The organism is Ruegeria sp. AP12 (assembly GCF_056540025.1).
On the sequence record NZ_JBQFVZ010000001.1, the window covers coordinates 321,768 to 338,303 of the forward strand.

Below are 16,536 nucleotides of genomic sequence, written 5' to 3' on the forward strand. Positions count from 1 at the left end.
CGCCCTCACTCGATAATATTGCCGCGCAGCATAAAGCGCGCGTAGGCCACGGTTGAAACAAAGCCCAGCATGGCAATGATCATGGCGGCTTCGAAAAAGATCTCGGTACCCTGATCCAGACCGTAAAGGATCATCAGGGCGATGGTGTTGATCACCATCGTGTCCAGTGCCAGAACGCGAGTGCCGACGCCATCGGCGGTGATGATCCGCCACAGGCACATCATGATTGCTGCTCCGAAACAGGCGAAGGCAAACCAGATCGCATAGTCAATCATTCGAAAATCTCCTTCAGGCGGCGCTCGTAGCGGTGCTTGATCTGGTCGCGGACCGCGTCGGGGTCGGGCGCGTCGAGGCAGTGCACCAGCAGGTTATGCCCCTGCGCTGACAGATCGCAACTGACGGTGCCGGGCGTCATGGTGATGGTGCCGGCCAGAACGGTGATCGCCTCGGGCGTGCGCAGTTCCAGCGGGATACAGACCCAGTTGGGCTGGCGGTCCCCGTCGCGCTTGAACAGGATGATCCGGGCCACGGTGATGTTGGCCATCACGATGTCCCACAGAACGACCAGCATGTATTCAACGACCATCGGCCAGTTGCGCAGCTTTGGGCGGTCGGGCCAGTAGGGTTGAGTAATAAAGGGAATGATGATCCCCAGAATCAGCCCGAAGACCAACGAGTTCAGCGACGGTTTGTTGGCCAGCAGCATCCAAACCACCGTCAGCAGGAAGGTCAGGTGCGGGTGCGGGAATACGCGGCGTAGCAGCTTGATCATTCTTCCCCTCCCAACACGGCCGAGATGTAGTGCTCGGGCGTGAACAGTTGTTCAGCGGTTTTGCTGGTGTAGGTCAGTGCGGGCCCGGCAAATATAGTCAGCAGGATCAGCCCGGCGACCAGACCGCAGACGGATGTAAAGGCCAGTCCGGGTTGCGGCTCGGGCGCGGTTTTGGGGGTGTCGTCATCTTCCGGTGTTGATGCATCGTGGCTTTTCCAGAATATCAACGAGCCTGCGCGCGCCAGTCCGACGATGGTGACGAAGGACCCGATCAGGATCACGGCCCAGACCCATCTCGCATCCGGCGCCCCGCGCGAGGCATCCAGCACCAGCAGCTTACCGACAAAGCCCGACAGCGGCGGCATACCGGCCATGGCAATGGCCCCGACAAAGAACAAGGCCGAGATCAGCCCGGTCTGCGCCATCGGTGCTTTGGGCATGATCGCGCCGCCCCGTCGTTCCATCACCAGATCGGCGACAAGGAACAGCAGCGCCGTGGCGAGCGTCGAATGGAACACGTAATACAGTGCGGCGGCGCTGGCCTGAGGCGCGAACAGCGAGATTGCGATCAGCAGCGTCCCCATCGAAGCAATAGCGCAGAAGGCCACCATCCGCGCGATATGCTGCGATCCCAGAATGCCGATAGCCCCGACCGCAAGCGTGACCAGCGCGGCGGGTTGCAGCCAGTCGCCGACCAGCCCTTGGGTCGCCTCGACCTCGGGACCGAAGGCCAGCGTATACATCCGGATGATCGAGTAGGCGCCGACCTTGGTCATGATCGCAAACAGCGCGGCCACCGGCAGCGGCGCGTTGGCATAGCTGGCTGGAAGCCAGAAATGCAGCGGCAAAACGGCGGCCTTGATGCAGAAGACCAGCAGCAGCAGCACCGCACCGACGCGCAGCAGAGCGGTGTCTTCGGGCGGGATCTCGGCCACGCGCAGGGCGATATCGGCCATGTTCAGTGTGCCGGTCACACCGTAAAGCGTGCCCAGAGCAAACAAGAACAGGGTCGAGCCCAGCAAGTTGTAGGCCACATATTGCACACCGGATTTCAGCCGCACGGACCCGCCGCCATGGGTCATCAGACCGTATGAGGCGATCAGCAGAACCTCGAAGAACACAAACAGGTTGAAGGCGTCACCGGTCAGGAAGGCGCCGCAAACGCCCATAAGCTGGAAATGGAACAGGGCGTGGAAGTGTTTCCCCCGTTCATCCCAGCCCGAAGCGATAGCGTAGAGCACAATGGGCAACGCCAGCAAAGCGGTCAGCAGAACCATCATCGCCGAAAGCCGGTCCAGCACCATGACGATGCCAAAAGGCGCGGGCCAGTTGCCAAGCTCATAGACCTGAATATCCCCTCCCGCTGCTTGGGCGGTGACGGTCAGGGCAATGCCCAGCAAGGCAACGACGCCCGAGACCGAGAAGATGCGTTGCAGGTCCAGATGATAGCGCAGGACCATGATAATGAACGGGGCCAGGATCGCGGGAAGGACGATCGGCGCAACGATCCAGTGGTTCATGCGTCTTCCTCCGGCGCGTCCACGCTGTCGCTTGCGCTCATGTCGATATGGTCGTCTTTCGAGGACAGATAGGCGGACAGGGCGATCATCACGATCACCGCCGTCATTCCGAACGAGATCACGATGGCCGTCAGCACCAGCGCCTGCGGCAGCGGGTCGGTATAGGGGACGTCTTCGTATTTGTTCAGAACCGCAGGCGCATTCAGGGCCAGACGTCCGGTGGCAAACAGAAACACGTTCACCGCATAGGTGATCAGCGACAGGCCAAGAATGACCGGGAATGTCCGTCGGCGCAGGATCAGGAAGATCCCGGCGGCGGTCAGAATGCCTACGGCAGAGGCAACCAGCGCTTCCATCAGGCCTGCTCCTTCTCTTCTACTTCGTCCTGTGGGGCATCCCGCAGCGGGTTGATATCCATCGGGAATTCCTGCGCCATGCCCGGTCGCCACGCAAAGCGCGACAGGCTGTCGAGCGCCAGCATCACCGCCCCCAGAACGGCGAGGAACACGCCTACGTCAAACAGCATGGCGGTGGCCCATTCGAACTCTTCCAGCGGGGGCCAGTTGATGTAGCCGAAGTCGCTGGTCAGGAAGGGACGCTCGTTGAACCACGCCCCCAGACCTGTGGCGGCGGCGATCAGCACGCCCCAGCCGATGGTGCCGTGATAGTAGAACCTTTGTCGTTCAATCGCCCAGGTATAGCCGCTGGCCATGTATTGCATCAGGAACGCAATCGCGACGATCAGACCGGCGATGAAGCCGCCGCCGGGCTGGTTGTGCCCCCGGAAGAAGATATAGGCCCCGACCATAAGCGCGATGGGCATCATCACGCGGGTAACGACCACCATCATCAGCGGGTGTGAATCCCCCGATTGCGGCCAGTGCGGTTTGCGATTCAGCAGGTAGCCGCGCACATTGGTGCCCAGAACCGCCTCGGTCAAGGCAAAGATGATCAGCGCGGCAATGCCCAGAACAATGATCTCACCAAAGGTATCAAAGCCCCGGAAGTCGACCAGAATGACGTTCACCACATTGGTGCCGCCACCGCCTTTGTACGAGTTCTCCAGATGGAACTCGGAAATCGTCGGGAAGGCGAAGTCGCGCAGCATGATCGCATAGATCAGCGCCCCGGTTCCCACGCCAGCAACCACGGAAATCGCCGCATCCCGCCAGCGCCGCGCGGCAGAACTGTCCCATGGCGTCTCTGTCGGCAGGAAGTTCAGCGACAAAAGCAGCAGGATCATCGTCACCACTTCGACCGAGATCTGGGTCAGTGCCAGATCCGGTGCCGACAGATAGTTGAAGGCAACCGAAACGATCAGGCCAACAACGCCGATCAACACCAGCGAGAGCAGACGGTTGCGGTGGAACCACATGATGCCCAGCGTCGCGCCGACCAGACAGATCCAGCCAATGATGGGAATGATCTGCGCGGGAATCGGAACACGGGTTTCGACACCAATGGTTCCCGTCGAATAGGCGTAATAGCCAAGCCCCACGGTGAAGGCGACGAAAATAATGGCGTAACGGCTCAGCACCCCATTGTGCAGCTCATCCGTGATCCACTGGCTGAGGCGCGTGAAGGCGTTGATGACGGCCTCGAAAATCACCTTGGCCTCGGGGCGGGGCAGAGCGTCCCACACATACTCGCCCCGTTTGTGCAGCGCCAACAGGAACAGACCGCCCAGCGTGGCCACGACTGACATATACAGCGCCGGAGTAAACCCGTGCCACAATTTCAGCGAGTAATAGGGCAGTTTCTCGCCCCCGATCACAGCGCTGGACACAACGGCCACCAATGGGCCGACGATAGCGGCGGAATAGAAGCCGATCAGCACAACCAGAACCACAAGGAACGCCGGGGCAATCCACAGCCCGACGGGTGGATCATGCGGATGCGCGGGGTAGTCGTCGCGCTGCGGTCCAAGGAACACATGGCTGACAAAGCGGAAGGAATAGGCGGCAGAGAACAACGCCGCCAGCAGGGCCAGACCCGGCACCAGATAATGCGAGTTCAGCCATGTGGTGTGTACGGTTTCTTCCAACATCATCTCTTTCGAAAGGAACCCGTTCAGCGGCGGCAGGCCCGCCATCGAAAGTGCAGCGATGGTGCCGATTGTGAAGGTGATCGGCATCAGGTGGCGCAGACCGCCCAGCCGTTTGACGTCGCGCGTTCCCGTCTCGTGATCGACGATCCCGGCGGTCATGAACAGTGCGGCTTTGAAGGTCGCGTGGTTGATGATGTGGAACACGGCGGCCACGGCGGCAAACTTGGTGCCAAAGCCCAGCAGCATGGTGATCAGGCCCAGATGCGAGACAGTTGAAAACGCCAGCAGCGCCTTCAGATCATCCTTGAACAGCGCGATCACCGCCCCCAGCAGCATGGTTACCAGACCGGTGGTGGCAACGATATAGAACCACGCATCGGTGCCCGACAAAACCGGCCACATCCGCGCCATCAGAAACAGGCCCGCTTTCACCATCGTGGCCGAGTGCAGATAGGCCGAAACCGGCGTCGGTGCGGCCATTGCGTGTGGCAGCCAGAAATGGAACGGGAACTGCGCCGATTTGGTGAAACAGCCCAGCAGGATCAGGATCAGCGCGGGCATATAATAGGGCGATGCCTGTATCAGTTCCTTGTTCTGCAGAATCACGCTCAGGTCATAAGACCCCACGATATTGCCCAGGATCAGCATCCCAGCGATCATCGCCAACCCGCCGCCACCGGTTACAGCCAGTGCCATCCGCGCGCCCTGACGGCCTTCGGGCAGGTGTTTCCAATAGCCGATCAGCAGGAAGGAACTTAACGAGGTCAACTCCCAGAAGATCAACAAAAGCAGAATGTTGTCGGACAGAACGATCCCGACCATCGCGCCCTGAAACAGCAGCAGATAGGTATAGAACTGCCCCATCGGATCTTCGCGCGACAGGTAGAACCGTGCATATAGAATGATCAGCAGACCGATGCCCAAAATCAGCAGGGCAAACAGAAAGCCAAGCCCGTCCAGCATGAAGTTCGCGTTCAGCCCCAGGCCCGGTATCCAGTCGAACCGGGCGGTCACGACCTCACCTCGCATGACCGAGGGGATGTGGATCAACAACCCCATCAGGGCCAGGAAGGTGGTCAACCCAGCGGCCGAGGCGGCTGCGTTTCGTCCCGCCCGGATCAGGAGGGCTGGAAAAACAGCTCCGATAAAGGGAAGGGCCGCGATGAGGAATAGGGACAAGTGCGATACTCCGGTCTGAGCGGTCAATATGATTGAATTGGTAAGGATAATTTATTGACTGTCCAAAAATTGCAAGGTTTCGAACGGCCTCAAAAGATGTATTCCGGATGTGATTAACCTGCGTAATAATGACGCGAACTTGAACGGGTAGCCGGTTTTCCGCGCAGCACCGGCCCCGCTGCTGTGTTAGAAAACTCCCGTCAGTGCAGGAGGGCCCCGCATGGCAGACAGGACAAACCGGACCCGAAGGTGGGTTTTGCTGGGTGGCGGGGCCGCTATCGCAGCCGGGTTTGCGATACGGGAATACCGTCTGATCCCGCAGGATTATTCTGGTGGACAGCTGGACGTATCTCAGGCGCATCAACAGGCGGTTTCGGGCGATGTTCTGCTGGTGGATATCCGCACGCCGCGCGAATGGCGCGCAACTGGCATCGGGCAGGGGGCGCAGCCGCTGGATATGCGGCGGGACGATTTTGTTCAGGCTTTGACGACGTTGACGGGCGGAGATCAATCCGCCCCCGTTGCCCTGATCTGCGCCCGCGGGGTCCGCTCAGCCCGGCTGAGCAACCAACTGACCGAGGCGGGTTTCACCAATATCATCGATGTGCCCGAAGGCATGCTGGGGTCTGCCGCCGGGCCGGGCTGGGTGCGCGCCGGGTTGCCGGTCGAAGCTTATACCGAGGGGACGTGATGGAAACGAAATACTGGCTGTCTTTTTGTTTGGCTTTTGCAGGAAGCTCGGCCCTTGCCGATTGTGGTCCGGATCAAGGGACCTGCCAGACGCCGTCGGGCGAATATCACATAGAATTGCCAAACGCCGAAAACCCGCCATTGGTGGTTTTCCTGCATGGCTATGGGGGCAGCGGTGCCGGAACCATGAGAAACCGCGCTATGGTGGACCCATTGCTAGAGCGTGGCTATGCCGTCATGGCCCCCGAAGCGCTGGAACGACCGGACAGGGGCGGCACCAAAAGCTGGAACTTCTATCCGGGCTTTGGGGATCGTGATGAAACCGCGTTTCTTAGCGAAACGGTCGAAGATGCGGCCGCGCGCTTTGGCATCGACAGTGAACGCGCGATACTTGGCGGGTTCTCGGCTGGTGGCTTCATGGTGAATTACCTGGCCTGCGCGGCACCCGATACATTCTCGGCCTATGTGCCCGTCTCGGGCGGGTTCTGGCGTCCGCATCCCGAAGCCTGCGAAGGGCCGGTTCGGATGTTCCACACCCATGGTTGGACCGACAATGTGGTCCCGTTAGAAGGGCGTCTGCTGGGCGGCGGGCGCTTTCATCAGGGCGATATCTTTGCGGGCCTCGAAATCTGGCGCATCGCCAACGAATGCGAGGATACGAAGCCCAGCGGGTTTTCGACCACCGGGCAATTCATGCGGCGCAACTGGATGGGATGCGCCGAAGGCAGTGCGCTGGAATTTGCGCTGTTTCCCGGCGGTCACAACGTGCCCAGTGGCTGGGCTGACATGATGCTGGACTGGTACGAGGGGTTGCCCGGCGGCTGATTACTCCGCCGGGGTCATTGTGCCTTTGCCTTCGATCAGCCGCTTCAATTCATCCCGGTGACGACGGGCCGAGCGGGTGATGGCCGGTTCGGCAAAATCCTCGCGCATGCCAACCATGCGGCGGGCGGTGCCTGCGGACACGCCGCTGAGCGCGGACAGCGGGATCGCCAGCGCAAGGCTGATCGCAATCGGGGCGAGCCAGACCGAGACCAATCCGGCGAGAATACCAACGCTCAGCGCGATGCCGCTGATGGTTTCCAGCGTGTGGCACAGGATCAGGGTGCGCAAGGAATAGCTGCCGCCATCGCGTGCTTGCGGCGACCAGCCCTTTTGCAAGCCCAAGGCGGTGCGGAACACGGCGATCATCTGCTGTACCATCAGGATTGGTGCATAGAGGATCGACAGGATGACCTCGAACAGGAACGAGGTGAAGAACCGCCGCCAGCCGCCGAAATCCGAATAGCGCACACCGCTCAGGGGCAGGGCGGCCACACCCAGAACCTTGGGGGCCAGCAGCATGGCGTACATGACCAGAATGATCAGCACGTGGCGCGTCTCGGTCATTTCGGGCCATTGCGGGAACAGCGGATTATCGGGGCTGAAGTAATGCAGAACCGAGGCCTCTTCGCCCTGACCGATCAGCGCCCACATCAGCAGCAGCGCAAACCACAGCGGCGACATCAGATATCCAACCGCCCCATGGAACATGTGAAACCGCGAGACCGAGCGGAACCCGCGCGAGCCCAGCAGTTTCAGATGTTGCAGGTTGCCCTGACACCAGCGGCGATCCCGCATGGCGTGGTCGATGAGGGTGGGTGGCGTTTCTTCGTAAGACCCCCGAATGCGCGGCAGGAACCGCACAGCCCAACCGGCGCGGCGCAGCAGACCGGCCTCGACGAAATCGTGGCTCATGATCAGCTTTTCCTGCCCGGTCAAGGACCGCAGCTTGGGCAGACCGGCACAAGTGGCGAAGGCCTTGGTGCGGATGATGGCGTTGTGGCCCCAATAATTGCCCTCTTGCCCGCACCAGCGGGCCAGACCTTCGGCAAAGGCGATGCCATAAACGCCATTGGCAAACTGCTGCATCCGGGCAAAGACCGATTGCGCGCCGATCAGTTGAGGGTAGCTTTGGATCAGGCCTGCGCCGGGGTCGCGCGCCAGCGAATCCGTCAGGCGGGCAATGGCGCGGCCGGTCATCAGGCTGTCGGCATCCAGAACCAGCATCGCGTCCCAATCCGCGCCCCAGCGGCTGACCCAATCGGCGATATTGCCAACCTTGCGGTCGGTGTTCTGCGGGCGGCGGCGGTAATAGAGCTTCAGGTCCGGGGCCAAGGTCGTGCGCAGCGCTTCGATACTGGCTTGCTCTTGCGCGGCGATATCCGGGTCGCGCGTGTCCGAGAGGATGAACATCGCGTATTCATGCTGACCACCACGCGCGCACAGTTCTTCCAGCATGGTGCGGGCATTGCCCAGCACGAACCACGGCACCTCGTTATAGGTTGGCATCAACAGGGCGACGCGCAGCGGTTGCGCGCGTTCCCGTCTGACCGGACGGTCCTGCCGGGACAGGGAAATCATGCCCAGAAGCACGGTGCAGACAGTGAACGAGATCCAGAAGAAGTTGAACGAGATCAGAGCCAGCAGAATGCCTTCGACCAGATTGATGCCTTCGGCCCCGAACCAATCGCTCATGACCCACAGCAGGCCCAGCGTTGCCGCCATGGCGGGCGAAAAGGCCAGCGCGCGCCAGAACCCGGCGGATCGGCGTTTGCCCGACGGCGCCCCGGCATCGCGGAACCCCGCGCGGAAATCCTGCGCGGGCATGGCCAAAGGCGCCTCGGGCGGCATGATATGCAGATCGCGGCTCATGTGGTCCAACGGTACAGCCAGACTTCGGAGGCCGGTTGCTTGCCCACCAGCAGTTGCGCGCGCAGTTCAACATAATCGCGCTCGCCGGGCTGGAACGAGAAGGCCAGACGCACACCGCCTGTATCGGGGTTGCGCTGCAACACGCCGTCCGAAGTTTCGGCATGAGGCGAATTAGCAAAGATGCGAATGGCGTCCAGATCGTCGAACAACTCGCTGGGTTCGAAGTCGATCACGGCCAGACGGCCTTCGCCGAAGGTGTTTTCCCCCATCGCCGTGTTGATGACACGCGGCATCGAGGTGCGCTGGGGTTCCTCGCCCCAGATCAAACGGTAGGTCAGATCAACCCGACTGCCTGCAGCATAGGGTTCCGCCGGACGCCAATAGGCAACGATGTTGTCATAGATTTCCTGATCGGCCGGAATCTCGACCAGTGTGACGGTGCCCTTGCCCCAGTCATCCCCCGGTTCGACCCACAGGCTGGGGCGCTTGTGATAATTCGCCTCAAGATCCGCATAGTCCGAGAATTCGCGCTTGCGCTGCATAAGACCAAACCCTTTGGGGTTGGTGTCCACGAAAGATGAGATTTGCAGGCGCGTCGGGTTGGCCAGAGGCCGCCAGATAACCTCACCCGCGCCATTGCGGATCAGCAGCCCGTCGCTGTCGTGCACGGCGGGGCGGAAATCGTCGAACCGGCTGTGGTTGGTCTGATCAAACAGGAACATCGAGGTTCCAGGCGCGATGCCGACGTGATCCAGCTCGGTGCGCGGGAACAGGGTGGCTTCGACATCCATGATGCAGTCGGCACCGGCGGTAACGTTGAAACGATAGGCCCCGGTCACGCTGGGGCTGTCCATCAACGCGTGGACCACCATGTTGCGCTGGCCCGGTTCCGGGCGTTCCAGCCAGAAGCGGATAAATTCCGGGAATTCCTCACCATCCGGATCGCCGGTTTTCAGCGCCAGACCGCGGGCGGACAGACCGTAAACCTCGTGCAGGCCGATGGCGCGGAAATAGCTGGCCCCCTGCCAGACGCAGAACTCATCTGTTTTGCCGGGGCGGTGCATTTCGGTGCGCAGGCGCAGGCCCGAGAAGCCCAGCGTGTCGTCGATAGGCAGGGTCGGAACCTCATCCGACTTGTCGAACATCGCAAGATCGAAGGCCACCGGTTTGGTCATGCCATTCTCCACCGTCGACACTTTGACCGTGCGCGGGAAGTACAGGCCCGGCGTGAAGAAATCGACGTTGAAGGGGGTCTCGGTCTCGTACCAAAGGGCGCGATCCAGACGGAACCGGATCGAGCGGTATTGCTGGTACGTCAGGTCCTGCCATTCCTGCGGCACCATCTCACGCTCGGCAAAGGGGCGGCTGGCCAGTTCACGGGCCAACTCGATCACATGATCGCGGTCAAATGGCACGTCTCCGCCCGAGGCAAAGGTGGCGGGCGCCAGAAACAGCGCGGAGGTTGAGGCCAGAAATGCGCGGCGCGTCAAAGTCATTTCTTAGATTTCCACGGATGAGATTTGAACCAGCCGGCCAGATAGGCCACTGCAATGATCATGGCAAAGCCAATCATGTTGGCGGCGAAAACGGTGGCACCATCCCGCCCAGCCTGATCCAGCGCAACGCCGATCAGACGGGCTGCCGCCATCGAGAAGACGAACACCGCAAGCGATTGCTGGCCGACCTTGGTCACCAGCTTCAGCACCACCTGCCAAACCCGTGCGCCGACACTGTGGCCCGAGGCGATCAGGCGGTGGCCATGCTCACCCGCGACGACCCAGCCCAGATAGGCCAGCGACAGGAAGTGGATGTAGCGGAACAGGCCAAACTCGGTCTTGCCGCGCAGTTCCTTGGTCAGGGGCCAGATCTCGCGGATTTCTTCGGCCAGGCCGGGGGCTGCAGATTGCACCCACAAGAACACTTTCCACGACCCGATAGGCGCGGACAGAACCAGAAACGCAATCGCCGCCCAGATCAGTGTTTTTGACACCGGCGGGGCAGGGATCCAGCCGCGCATGAAGGCAAAGCCGGTGAAGAACAGCAACTGCCAGCCGAACGGGTTGAAGAACCATTGCCGGTCCGACCAAGGCTCGGCCGGAAGGGCAAGCGCGCCGGTCTGAGCCACCAGCCAGATCGACACCGAAGCCAGCGCGACGGCCCAGAACCCGATGCGCGACAACGCCATGAACAGCGGCATCATCGCCAGCACGACCAGATACATCGGCAGGATGTCAAAGTAGTTGGGCACATAGGTCAGGGTGAAAATCCCGACCATCTGCGGCAGCGGATCGTTGAAGAAATGCTGCAGGTTCAGGGACGAGACGTAGTTCTTTGTAAACAGGCCGGAATTATCCAACGCCGCCATGGTCATGGCGACAAAGAAGAACAGACAGATATGCGCCCAATAGACCTGCCAGATGCGGAACGCCACGCGGGCGGTGCCCATCCACCAACCCTTGCGCAGAAACGCGCCGCCAAAGGCGATGGCCGAGGCCATGCCGGAACAAAACACAAAGATCTCGGTAGCGTCGGAAAACCCGAAGCGCGCCGGAATCCAGCTTGTCCAGGGGTTGCCGGGGATATGGGCAACCAGAATGATGAACATCGCGATGCCGCGATAGAAATCCAGTCGCGGGTCGCGCACGGTTGCCGGATCGGCCACCGGGGCCGCCACAGGCGCAAAATCAGAAGCGGGCGATGCAGTCGCCATACGTTTTCTGTCCTTCTTGGTCTTTTTGTTATTCGGCCGGGACGCTTTGAGCGTCTCCGCTGTCGCGGGCCGCGTCGATCAGGGCGCGGCGCGCAAGTGCGTAATTGTCCTCGCCCCCGGCACGTTTGGCGCGCCGGTCGTCCAGGATGCGCTCCACCGCGTCCAGACGCCCGGCGCGCAGGCCGGAATCGATTGTGATGCGCTCGAATACATCACGTTGTGCGTGGCTGCCACCTGCCATTTGCATGCCAGCGCGCGCGGTCGACAGGAAATCGAAGGCCGCGCCATAAAGCCCGTCGCCGAAGGCCTCCAGGCCCTTGGCCGCAGCAATGCCCGGATCGGACATACGGATCGGGGTGTCCCCCTGATTGCGTTGCGCATCCTTCTGAATGCGCTGCAACATTTTGCCCGTCGCGTCCGCGCGGTTGTCACCGGTCAACGCCAGCAGGTAATGCAAGTCGGCAAAGATCAGGCAGCCATCCTCGGTCCGCGCGGCGCTGAGGTCGGCGAGTTCTTCCCAGCGGTTGCCGACATCGATGCCCTCAAGCTCCAACCGGGACAGCAGCGAGGTTGCGTTCGAGATATCGCGGTAATCGTCCGTCTTGTCCTTGCGGATATGCTGATCATACAGCGCCATCACCTGATCGACCTGACCCAGATCCAGATGCATCAACGCCTTGTGCCACCAGACGTGATAGCGGAAGTTGTTGCAATGCGCCCAGGCGTCCTCGCGCCCGGCAAGCCAATCCAGACCCAGTTGCGCGTTGCCCGTCATCTCGTGGACGTGAGCGACAGCATGCAGACCCCAGGCATCGTCTGACACCATCCACAGTGCCTGACGACCGGCAATCTCGGCCTTTTCATAGGCGCCAGTTTCTTCCAGCGCGAAGGAATGGCAGCCCAGCAAATAGCCGCGTCCGGCATGATCCGGCTCATAAGCGGGCAGAACCCGTTCAATCGACCGGCGCATTCCCGCCGAGTCGCCCAATACAAACCGCGTTGCATGGCTGAGTTTCATCGCCAGCGTGTCGGTAGGATGGGCGCACAGAACCTCTTCGAATTTCTGCACAGCTTGCGAGGGCAGGTCGGCCAGATAGAGCGACAAAGCGTCGACATACAGCTTCTCACGCGCCGACACGGTCTGGCGTGTCATTGCCGTGTTGGCTGCGGCCAAAGCCTCGGTCGCGACGGGCAACATCTCGCGCCGACCCAGCAGAACCATGAACAGACCCTTGATCGCATGACCCAATGCGAAATCCGGCTCAAGCTCGAGCACTTTGCCCAGATGCTGAGGGGTGATTGCCGCGTGCGCCATGAACCCAAGCAGAACACCATCCCACGCTTCGACGGCTGCCGGGTGGCTGAGGGTGTTCATTTGTCCAAAAACGTCTTGTTTCATACTTGGGTCCAATCTGATTGCGATATTTGACACTGTTCGATTTATCAGAGTGTGCGGGCGCGTCGTAACAGTATCGACCCTGCTCTCGAATTGGTGAAAAGCCGTGTGCGCAAAAATTGAAAAAAACCGCCGATTCAAGGGCATGTTTCAGCAACTTGCCGCCGAAATGGGCAAGTGTTTCAGTCTTCGAAGGGGTTTTCAGCGCCTAAAACTGCATCAGTATCCGCACCGAACGCCGGCGGGGCATGCCGATATGTTACAGGCGTGCGTGACAGGTTCAGAGGATTCCCGATCAGTTTCACCTCGGCAGGATCGGCCTGCATGGCGATCTGCATGCCACGGGCCGCCACCTGATCCGAGGCAAAAACCTGATCCAACGTCCGCACCGGGCCAACCGGCACTTTGCGGGTTTCAAGCTCGGAAATCACCGTGGCCGTTGCCTGGGATTTCATTGCCGGACGCAGCACCGCGTTCAGGGCATCGCGATGTTCAAGCCGCGCGGGGTTGGTTGCAAAACGCGGATCGTCGGCCAGTTCGGGATGCCCGATGAAATCGCAGAAGCGGCGGAACTGGCTGTCATTGCCAACTGCCAGAATCACGTGGCCATCGGAGGTTTCATAAACCTCGTAGGGCACGATATTGGGATGCCCGTTACCGCGCCGCTGGGGCACATCGCCCGAGGTCAGATAGTTCACGCCTTCATTGATCAACCAGGCCACCTGCGAATCCACCAGCGCCAGATCGATCTGCTGGCCTTCGCCGGTCAGGTCGCGGTGACGCAGCGCTGCCAGAATGCCGACAGTCGCATACATGCCGCACATGACATCGGCGATGCCAACACCCACTTTCATCGGCGCGCCGTCGGTATCGCCGGTCAGCGACATGATCCCACCATAGCCTTGCGCCATCAGGTCATAACCGGGCTTGCTGGAATTGGGGCCCGTCTGCCCGTATCCGGAGATCGAGCAATAGACGAGTCCCGGAAGATCCTGAGACAAGCTTTTGTAATCCAGCCCGTATTTCGCCAGCCCGCCGGGCTTGAAATTTTCGATCAGAATATCGGCATGCGAGGCAAGGCGTTTGATTTCAGCCTGTCCCTCGGGCGTTGCGATGTCGATGGCAACGGATTTCTTGTTGCGGTTGGCGGACATGAAATAGGCGCTCAAGTCCGAGCGGTTGCCATCCCCATCCGCAACGTAAGGAGGGCCCCATTGCCGCGTATCGTCGCCGCCGGTTGCGGGGTTTTCGATCTTGATGACGGTTGCACCCAGATCGCCCAGCAATTGCGTGCAGGTCGGTCCGGCCAGAATGCGCGACAGGTCCAGAACCTTGACGCCCTTCAGCGGTCCTTCAGATGCGGCCATCATACCCTCCACGATCAATCTCGGCGGCGATCACAGTAAAGCGGTCGGCCTTTATCGCCTCGTTCAATGCTGCGCGCAGTTCTGCGCGGTTGCGCACGGTATGTCCATAGCCGCCAAAGGCGCGGCCCATCGCGGCAAAGTCGTGGCGGTCGAAATCAACGCCCCGGTTGCCCATCTGGCGCTGGCGCTGTTTCAACTCGATCAGGGCCAGCGAGGCATCGACAAAGACCAGAAAGATCGGGTTGCCCCCCATCTCGGCGGCGGTCGAAAGCTCTCCGGCGATCATCAGGAATCCGGCATCGCCCGAAAAGCTGATCACCGGGCGGTCAGGTTCGGCCAAGCTCAGGCCCATCGCCATCGGAAGGGCGCAACCCATTGTGCACAAAGCAGAAGACTGGATCAGCCCGCGCGGCTCTTGGCACTCCCACATCTGGCTCAGCAGGATACGGTGTGCGCCGCTATCGGCCGAGGCCAGCGTGTTGCCGGGCAGCACGGCGCGGGTTTCGGCGATCACACCCGCAGGGCCCCAATCGTCGTCCTGCGGGAAAGCGTGCGCCAGCGCGGCCCTGACACGAGCGGGTTCTCCACCGGGCCACGTGGCGCGCGCCGGGTTGCCTTTGGCAATAGCCTCCAGCGTCTGGCCGGTATCGGCCACCAGATTCAGCCCGGCCTGATGCATATAGTGATCGTTCACCACGGCAGAGATGTCGATGACGCGCTTTTCGTCCGGATCCCAGATCTCGCGCCAGCCGGGGCGCATTTCGATGGGGTCATAGCCAAGGCACAGAACCAGATCGGACTGTTCGATCAGTGGCACCAGATGTTTGTCGGCCAGAGGCGACAGCCCCGCGCCGCCCAGACACAAAGGGTGATCCTCGGGGATCACGCCCTTTGCCTTGTAGGTGGTGACAAAAGGAATGCTGAAATGTTCCAGAAACGCCTGAACCACACTGCGTGAGTCGTCATACAGCACATCCAGCCCGATGATCGCGACGGGACGTTCGGCCTCGGCCACCCAGCGGCGGGCCTTGGACAGGCAATCGCCTTCCGGCGCTACGGCTGCCACCTTGGCCAGACGGCGACGTTTGGGCGAAGACACACGCGCATCCGCAACAGCGATTGGCACGTCGATATGAACCGGGCCGGGGCGGGGCTGATTGGCCAGAGAGACTGCCTTATCCGCAATGATATCCGCGCCTTCGGCGGTCATCACATAGGTGGCCTTGGTGATCGAGCGGTAGACCTGTGAATGGTCCATAACCTGATGGGTATAGGTCAGCGCCTCGTCTGCATCCACACAGCCGGTCAGCACGATCATCGGCACCCGGTCCTGAAACGCGTTGGCGACGACATTGATCCCGTTCATCGCACCTGGCCCGATGGTCGCAACCAGAATGGCGGGCGCGCCGTCGCGGTGATGCACGGCCTCGGCCATGAAGCCCGCGGCGTTTTCGTGTTTGGTCAGATGGAAGGTGATACCCGCCTTTTCCAGCGCATCAACCAGCGTCAGAACCTCGCCGCCCGGCATCCCGAATGCGTGGCGGCACCCCGCCTCGTATAGCCGTTGGGCCAGAAGATCCGCAGCGCGGGGGGACAGGTCCTGCATCAGTCATGCTCCGAATTAGCCAATGGGAAGCAAATGTCTGACATCCCTAACAGAGGCAAGCCGGATCACGCCAGTGTGACTATTTGACTGCGGAATCCGCGATGGATTGAAACTTTGCGTCCAATTCTTCGGCAATCGCAGACAGCGCCGCGCCGCCTTCGTCAGCGTAAGGCTGGAAGACAAAGCTGGGCGTTTTGTAGGACAATGTCGCCGTGCCATCGTCATTTTCGGTGACGTAAAATCGGATCGGCGCTTCGATCATCGCGGCGGTCGAGCTTTCCAGAACGCGCACGGCAAAATCGTTGTTGAAAACGCCGATTACACGGTTGCCGGGGATGGTAATCCCACGCGCCGCGGCGGCCTTGGTCGGACCGGCCTGAGTGACCACGATTAGCCCATTGGCCTTCACTGCCGCTTTCGTGTCAGCGACCAACGCCTCATAGGATTTTTTGCTGTCAAACACGGCCCATCCGGGCAAAGGCTCATCCGCAAGGGCGGGCAGAGCCAGCAAACACGCAAACGCAACGACAGGTTTCATCGCAGGCCCTCCGTCAA

At 60.9% G+C, this 16,536-nt stretch carries 14 protein-coding genes; 2 read left to right on the forward strand and 12 right to left on the reverse strand.

Annotated elements, in window-relative coordinates; all coding sequences use genetic code 11:
- Positions 1 to 5: 5 nt before the first annotated feature.
- From ACR0E6_RS01605 to ACR0E6_RS01625, 5 genes are read right to left on the reverse strand one after another with little or no spacing between them, the layout of a single operon-like run.
- Positions 6 to 275 carry a K+/H+ antiporter subunit F gene (locus ACR0E6_RS01605; protein ID WP_170524812.1) on the reverse strand — a complete coding sequence of 90 codons (270 nt, stop codon included), beginning with the start codon at positions 273 to 275 and terminating at the stop codon, positions 6 to 8.
- Positions 272 to 769 carry a Na+/H+ antiporter subunit E gene (locus ACR0E6_RS01610; protein WP_170630878.1) on the reverse strand — a complete coding sequence of 166 codons (498 nt, stop codon included), beginning with the start codon at positions 767 to 769 and terminating at the stop codon, positions 272 to 274. Before ACR0E6_RS01610 ends, ACR0E6_RS01605 begins: the two co-directional genes overlap by 4 nt.
- Positions 769 to 2,292 (reverse strand): monovalent cation/H+ antiporter subunit D, encoded by a 1,524-nt coding sequence (locus ACR0E6_RS01615; RefSeq protein ID WP_480580499.1) that lies wholly within the window; start codon positions 2,290 to 2,292, stop codon positions 769 to 771. The genes ACR0E6_RS01610 and ACR0E6_RS01615 overlap by 1 nt, the downstream gene beginning before the upstream one ends.
- Positions 2,289 to 2,648 carry a Na+/H+ antiporter subunit C gene (locus tag ACR0E6_RS01620; protein WP_170449386.1) on the reverse strand — a complete coding sequence of 120 codons (360 nt, stop codon included), beginning with the start codon at positions 2,646 to 2,648 and terminating at the stop codon, positions 2,289 to 2,291. The genes ACR0E6_RS01615 and ACR0E6_RS01620 overlap by 4 nt, the downstream gene beginning before the upstream one ends.
- A complete protein-coding gene (locus tag ACR0E6_RS01625) occupies positions 2,648 to 5,518 on the reverse strand; it encodes a monovalent cation/H+ antiporter subunit A (RefSeq protein WP_480580502.1) in 2,871 nt (956 codons plus the stop codon). The genes ACR0E6_RS01620 and ACR0E6_RS01625 overlap by 1 nt, the downstream gene beginning before the upstream one ends.
- 220 nt (positions 5,519 to 5,738) lie before the next feature.
- Here ACR0E6_RS01625 and ACR0E6_RS01630 point away from each other — a divergent pair, with 220 nt between their 5' ends.
- Both ACR0E6_RS01630 and ACR0E6_RS01635 read left to right on the forward strand, forming a co-directional pair.
- Positions 5,739 to 6,209 (forward strand): rhodanese-like domain-containing protein, encoded by a 471-nt coding sequence (locus ACR0E6_RS01630; RefSeq protein WP_170524806.1) that lies wholly within the window; start codon positions 5,739 to 5,741, stop codon positions 6,207 to 6,209.
- Complete coding sequence (locus ACR0E6_RS01635; RefSeq protein WP_480580505.1) at positions 6,209 to 7,033, forward strand: CE1 family esterase; 825 nt, start codon at positions 6,209 to 6,211, stop codon at positions 7,031 to 7,033. Before ACR0E6_RS01630 ends, ACR0E6_RS01635 begins: the two co-directional genes overlap by 1 nt.
- On the opposite strand, the gene mdoH is transcribed toward ACR0E6_RS01635, so the two are convergent.
- The 7 genes from mdoH to ACR0E6_RS01670 all read right to left on the reverse strand — a co-directional run bounded on the left by mdoH (position 7,034) and on the right by ACR0E6_RS01670 (position 16,519).
- On the reverse strand, positions 7,034 to 8,902 hold the full coding sequence (mdoH, locus tag ACR0E6_RS01640) for a glucans biosynthesis glucosyltransferase MdoH (RefSeq protein ID WP_480580507.1): 1,869 nt from the start codon (positions 8,900 to 8,902) through the stop codon (positions 7,034 to 7,036).
- The gene (locus ACR0E6_RS01645) at positions 8,899 to 10,398 is read right to left on the reverse strand and encodes a glucan biosynthesis protein G (protein ID WP_170449395.1); all 1,500 of its coding nucleotides are present in this window, start codon (positions 10,396 to 10,398) and stop codon (positions 8,899 to 8,901) included. Before ACR0E6_RS01645 ends, mdoH begins: the two co-directional genes overlap by 4 nt.
- On the reverse strand, positions 10,395 to 11,612 hold the full coding sequence (locus ACR0E6_RS01650) for an OpgC family protein (RefSeq protein ID WP_480580509.1): 1,218 nt from the start codon (positions 11,610 to 11,612) through the stop codon (positions 10,395 to 10,397). The genes ACR0E6_RS01645 and ACR0E6_RS01650 overlap by 4 nt, the downstream gene beginning before the upstream one ends.
- A gap of 28 nt (positions 11,613 to 11,640) precedes the next feature.
- On the reverse strand, positions 11,641 to 13,011 hold the full coding sequence (locus ACR0E6_RS01655; RefSeq protein ID WP_170524795.1) for a tetratricopeptide repeat protein: 1,371 nt from the start codon (positions 13,009 to 13,011) through the stop codon (positions 11,641 to 11,643).
- Positions 13,012 to 13,190: 179 nt separating this feature from the next.
- Positions 13,191 to 14,375, reverse strand: a complete 1,185-nt coding sequence (locus tag ACR0E6_RS01660; RefSeq protein ID WP_480580511.1) for a CaiB/BaiF CoA transferase family protein — start codon at positions 14,373 to 14,375, stop codon at positions 13,191 to 13,193.
- A complete protein-coding gene (locus ACR0E6_RS01665; protein ID WP_480580513.1) occupies positions 14,362 to 15,981 on the reverse strand; it encodes a thiamine pyrophosphate-binding protein in 1,620 nt (539 codons plus the stop codon). The genes ACR0E6_RS01660 and ACR0E6_RS01665 overlap by 14 nt, the downstream gene beginning before the upstream one ends.
- 79 nt (positions 15,982 to 16,060) lie before the next feature.
- Complete coding sequence (locus ACR0E6_RS01670) at positions 16,061 to 16,519, reverse strand: DUF302 domain-containing protein (RefSeq protein ID WP_480580515.1); 459 nt, start codon at positions 16,517 to 16,519, stop codon at positions 16,061 to 16,063.
- Positions 16,520 to 16,536 lie beyond the last annotated feature (17 nt).

Excerpts from the sequence above, each read along its gene's own strand:
- ACR0E6_RS01650 (WP_480580509.1), bottom strand. The coding sequence starts at position 11,612 with ATGGCGACTGCATCGCCCGCTTCTGATTTTGCGCCTGTGGCGGCCCCG.
- ACR0E6_RS01615 (WP_480580499.1), bottom strand. The coding sequence starts at position 2,292 with ATGAACCACTGGATCGTTGCGCCGATCGTCCTTCCCGCGATCCTGGCC.
- mdoH (WP_480580507.1), bottom strand. The coding sequence starts at position 8,902 with ATGAGCCGCGATCTGCATATCATGCCGCCCGAGGCGCCTTTGGCCATG.
- ACR0E6_RS01620 (WP_170449386.1), bottom strand. The coding sequence starts at position 2,648 with ATGGAAGCGCTGGTTGCCTCTGCCGTAGGCATTCTGACCGCCGCCGGG.
- ACR0E6_RS01670 (WP_480580515.1), bottom strand. The coding sequence starts at position 16,519 with ATGAAACCTGTCGTTGCGTTTGCGTGTTTGCTGGCTCTGCCCGCCCTT.
- ACR0E6_RS01660 (WP_480580511.1), bottom strand. The coding sequence starts at position 14,375 with ATGGCCGCATCTGAAGGACCGCTGAAGGGCGTCAAGGTTCTGGACCTG.
- ACR0E6_RS01645 (WP_170449395.1), bottom strand. The coding sequence starts at position 10,398 with ATGACTTTGACGCGCCGCGCATTTCTGGCCTCAACCTCCGCGCTGTTT.
- ACR0E6_RS01655 (WP_170524795.1), bottom strand. The coding sequence starts at position 13,011 with ATGAAACAAGACGTTTTTGGACAAATGAACACCCTCAGCCACCCGGCA.
- ACR0E6_RS01605 (WP_170524812.1), bottom strand. The coding sequence starts at position 275 with ATGATTGACTATGCGATCTGGTTTGCCTTCGCCTGTTTCGGAGCAGCA.
- ACR0E6_RS01635 (WP_480580505.1), top strand. The coding sequence starts at position 6,209 with ATGGAAACGAAATACTGGCTGTCTTTTTGTTTGGCTTTTGCAGGAAGC.
- ACR0E6_RS01665 (WP_480580513.1), bottom strand. The coding sequence starts at position 15,981 with ATGCAGGACCTGTCCCCCCGCGCTGCGGATCTTCTGGCCCAACGGCTA.
- ACR0E6_RS01630 (WP_170524806.1), top strand. The coding sequence starts at position 5,739 with ATGGCAGACAGGACAAACCGGACCCGAAGGTGGGTTTTGCTGGGTGGC.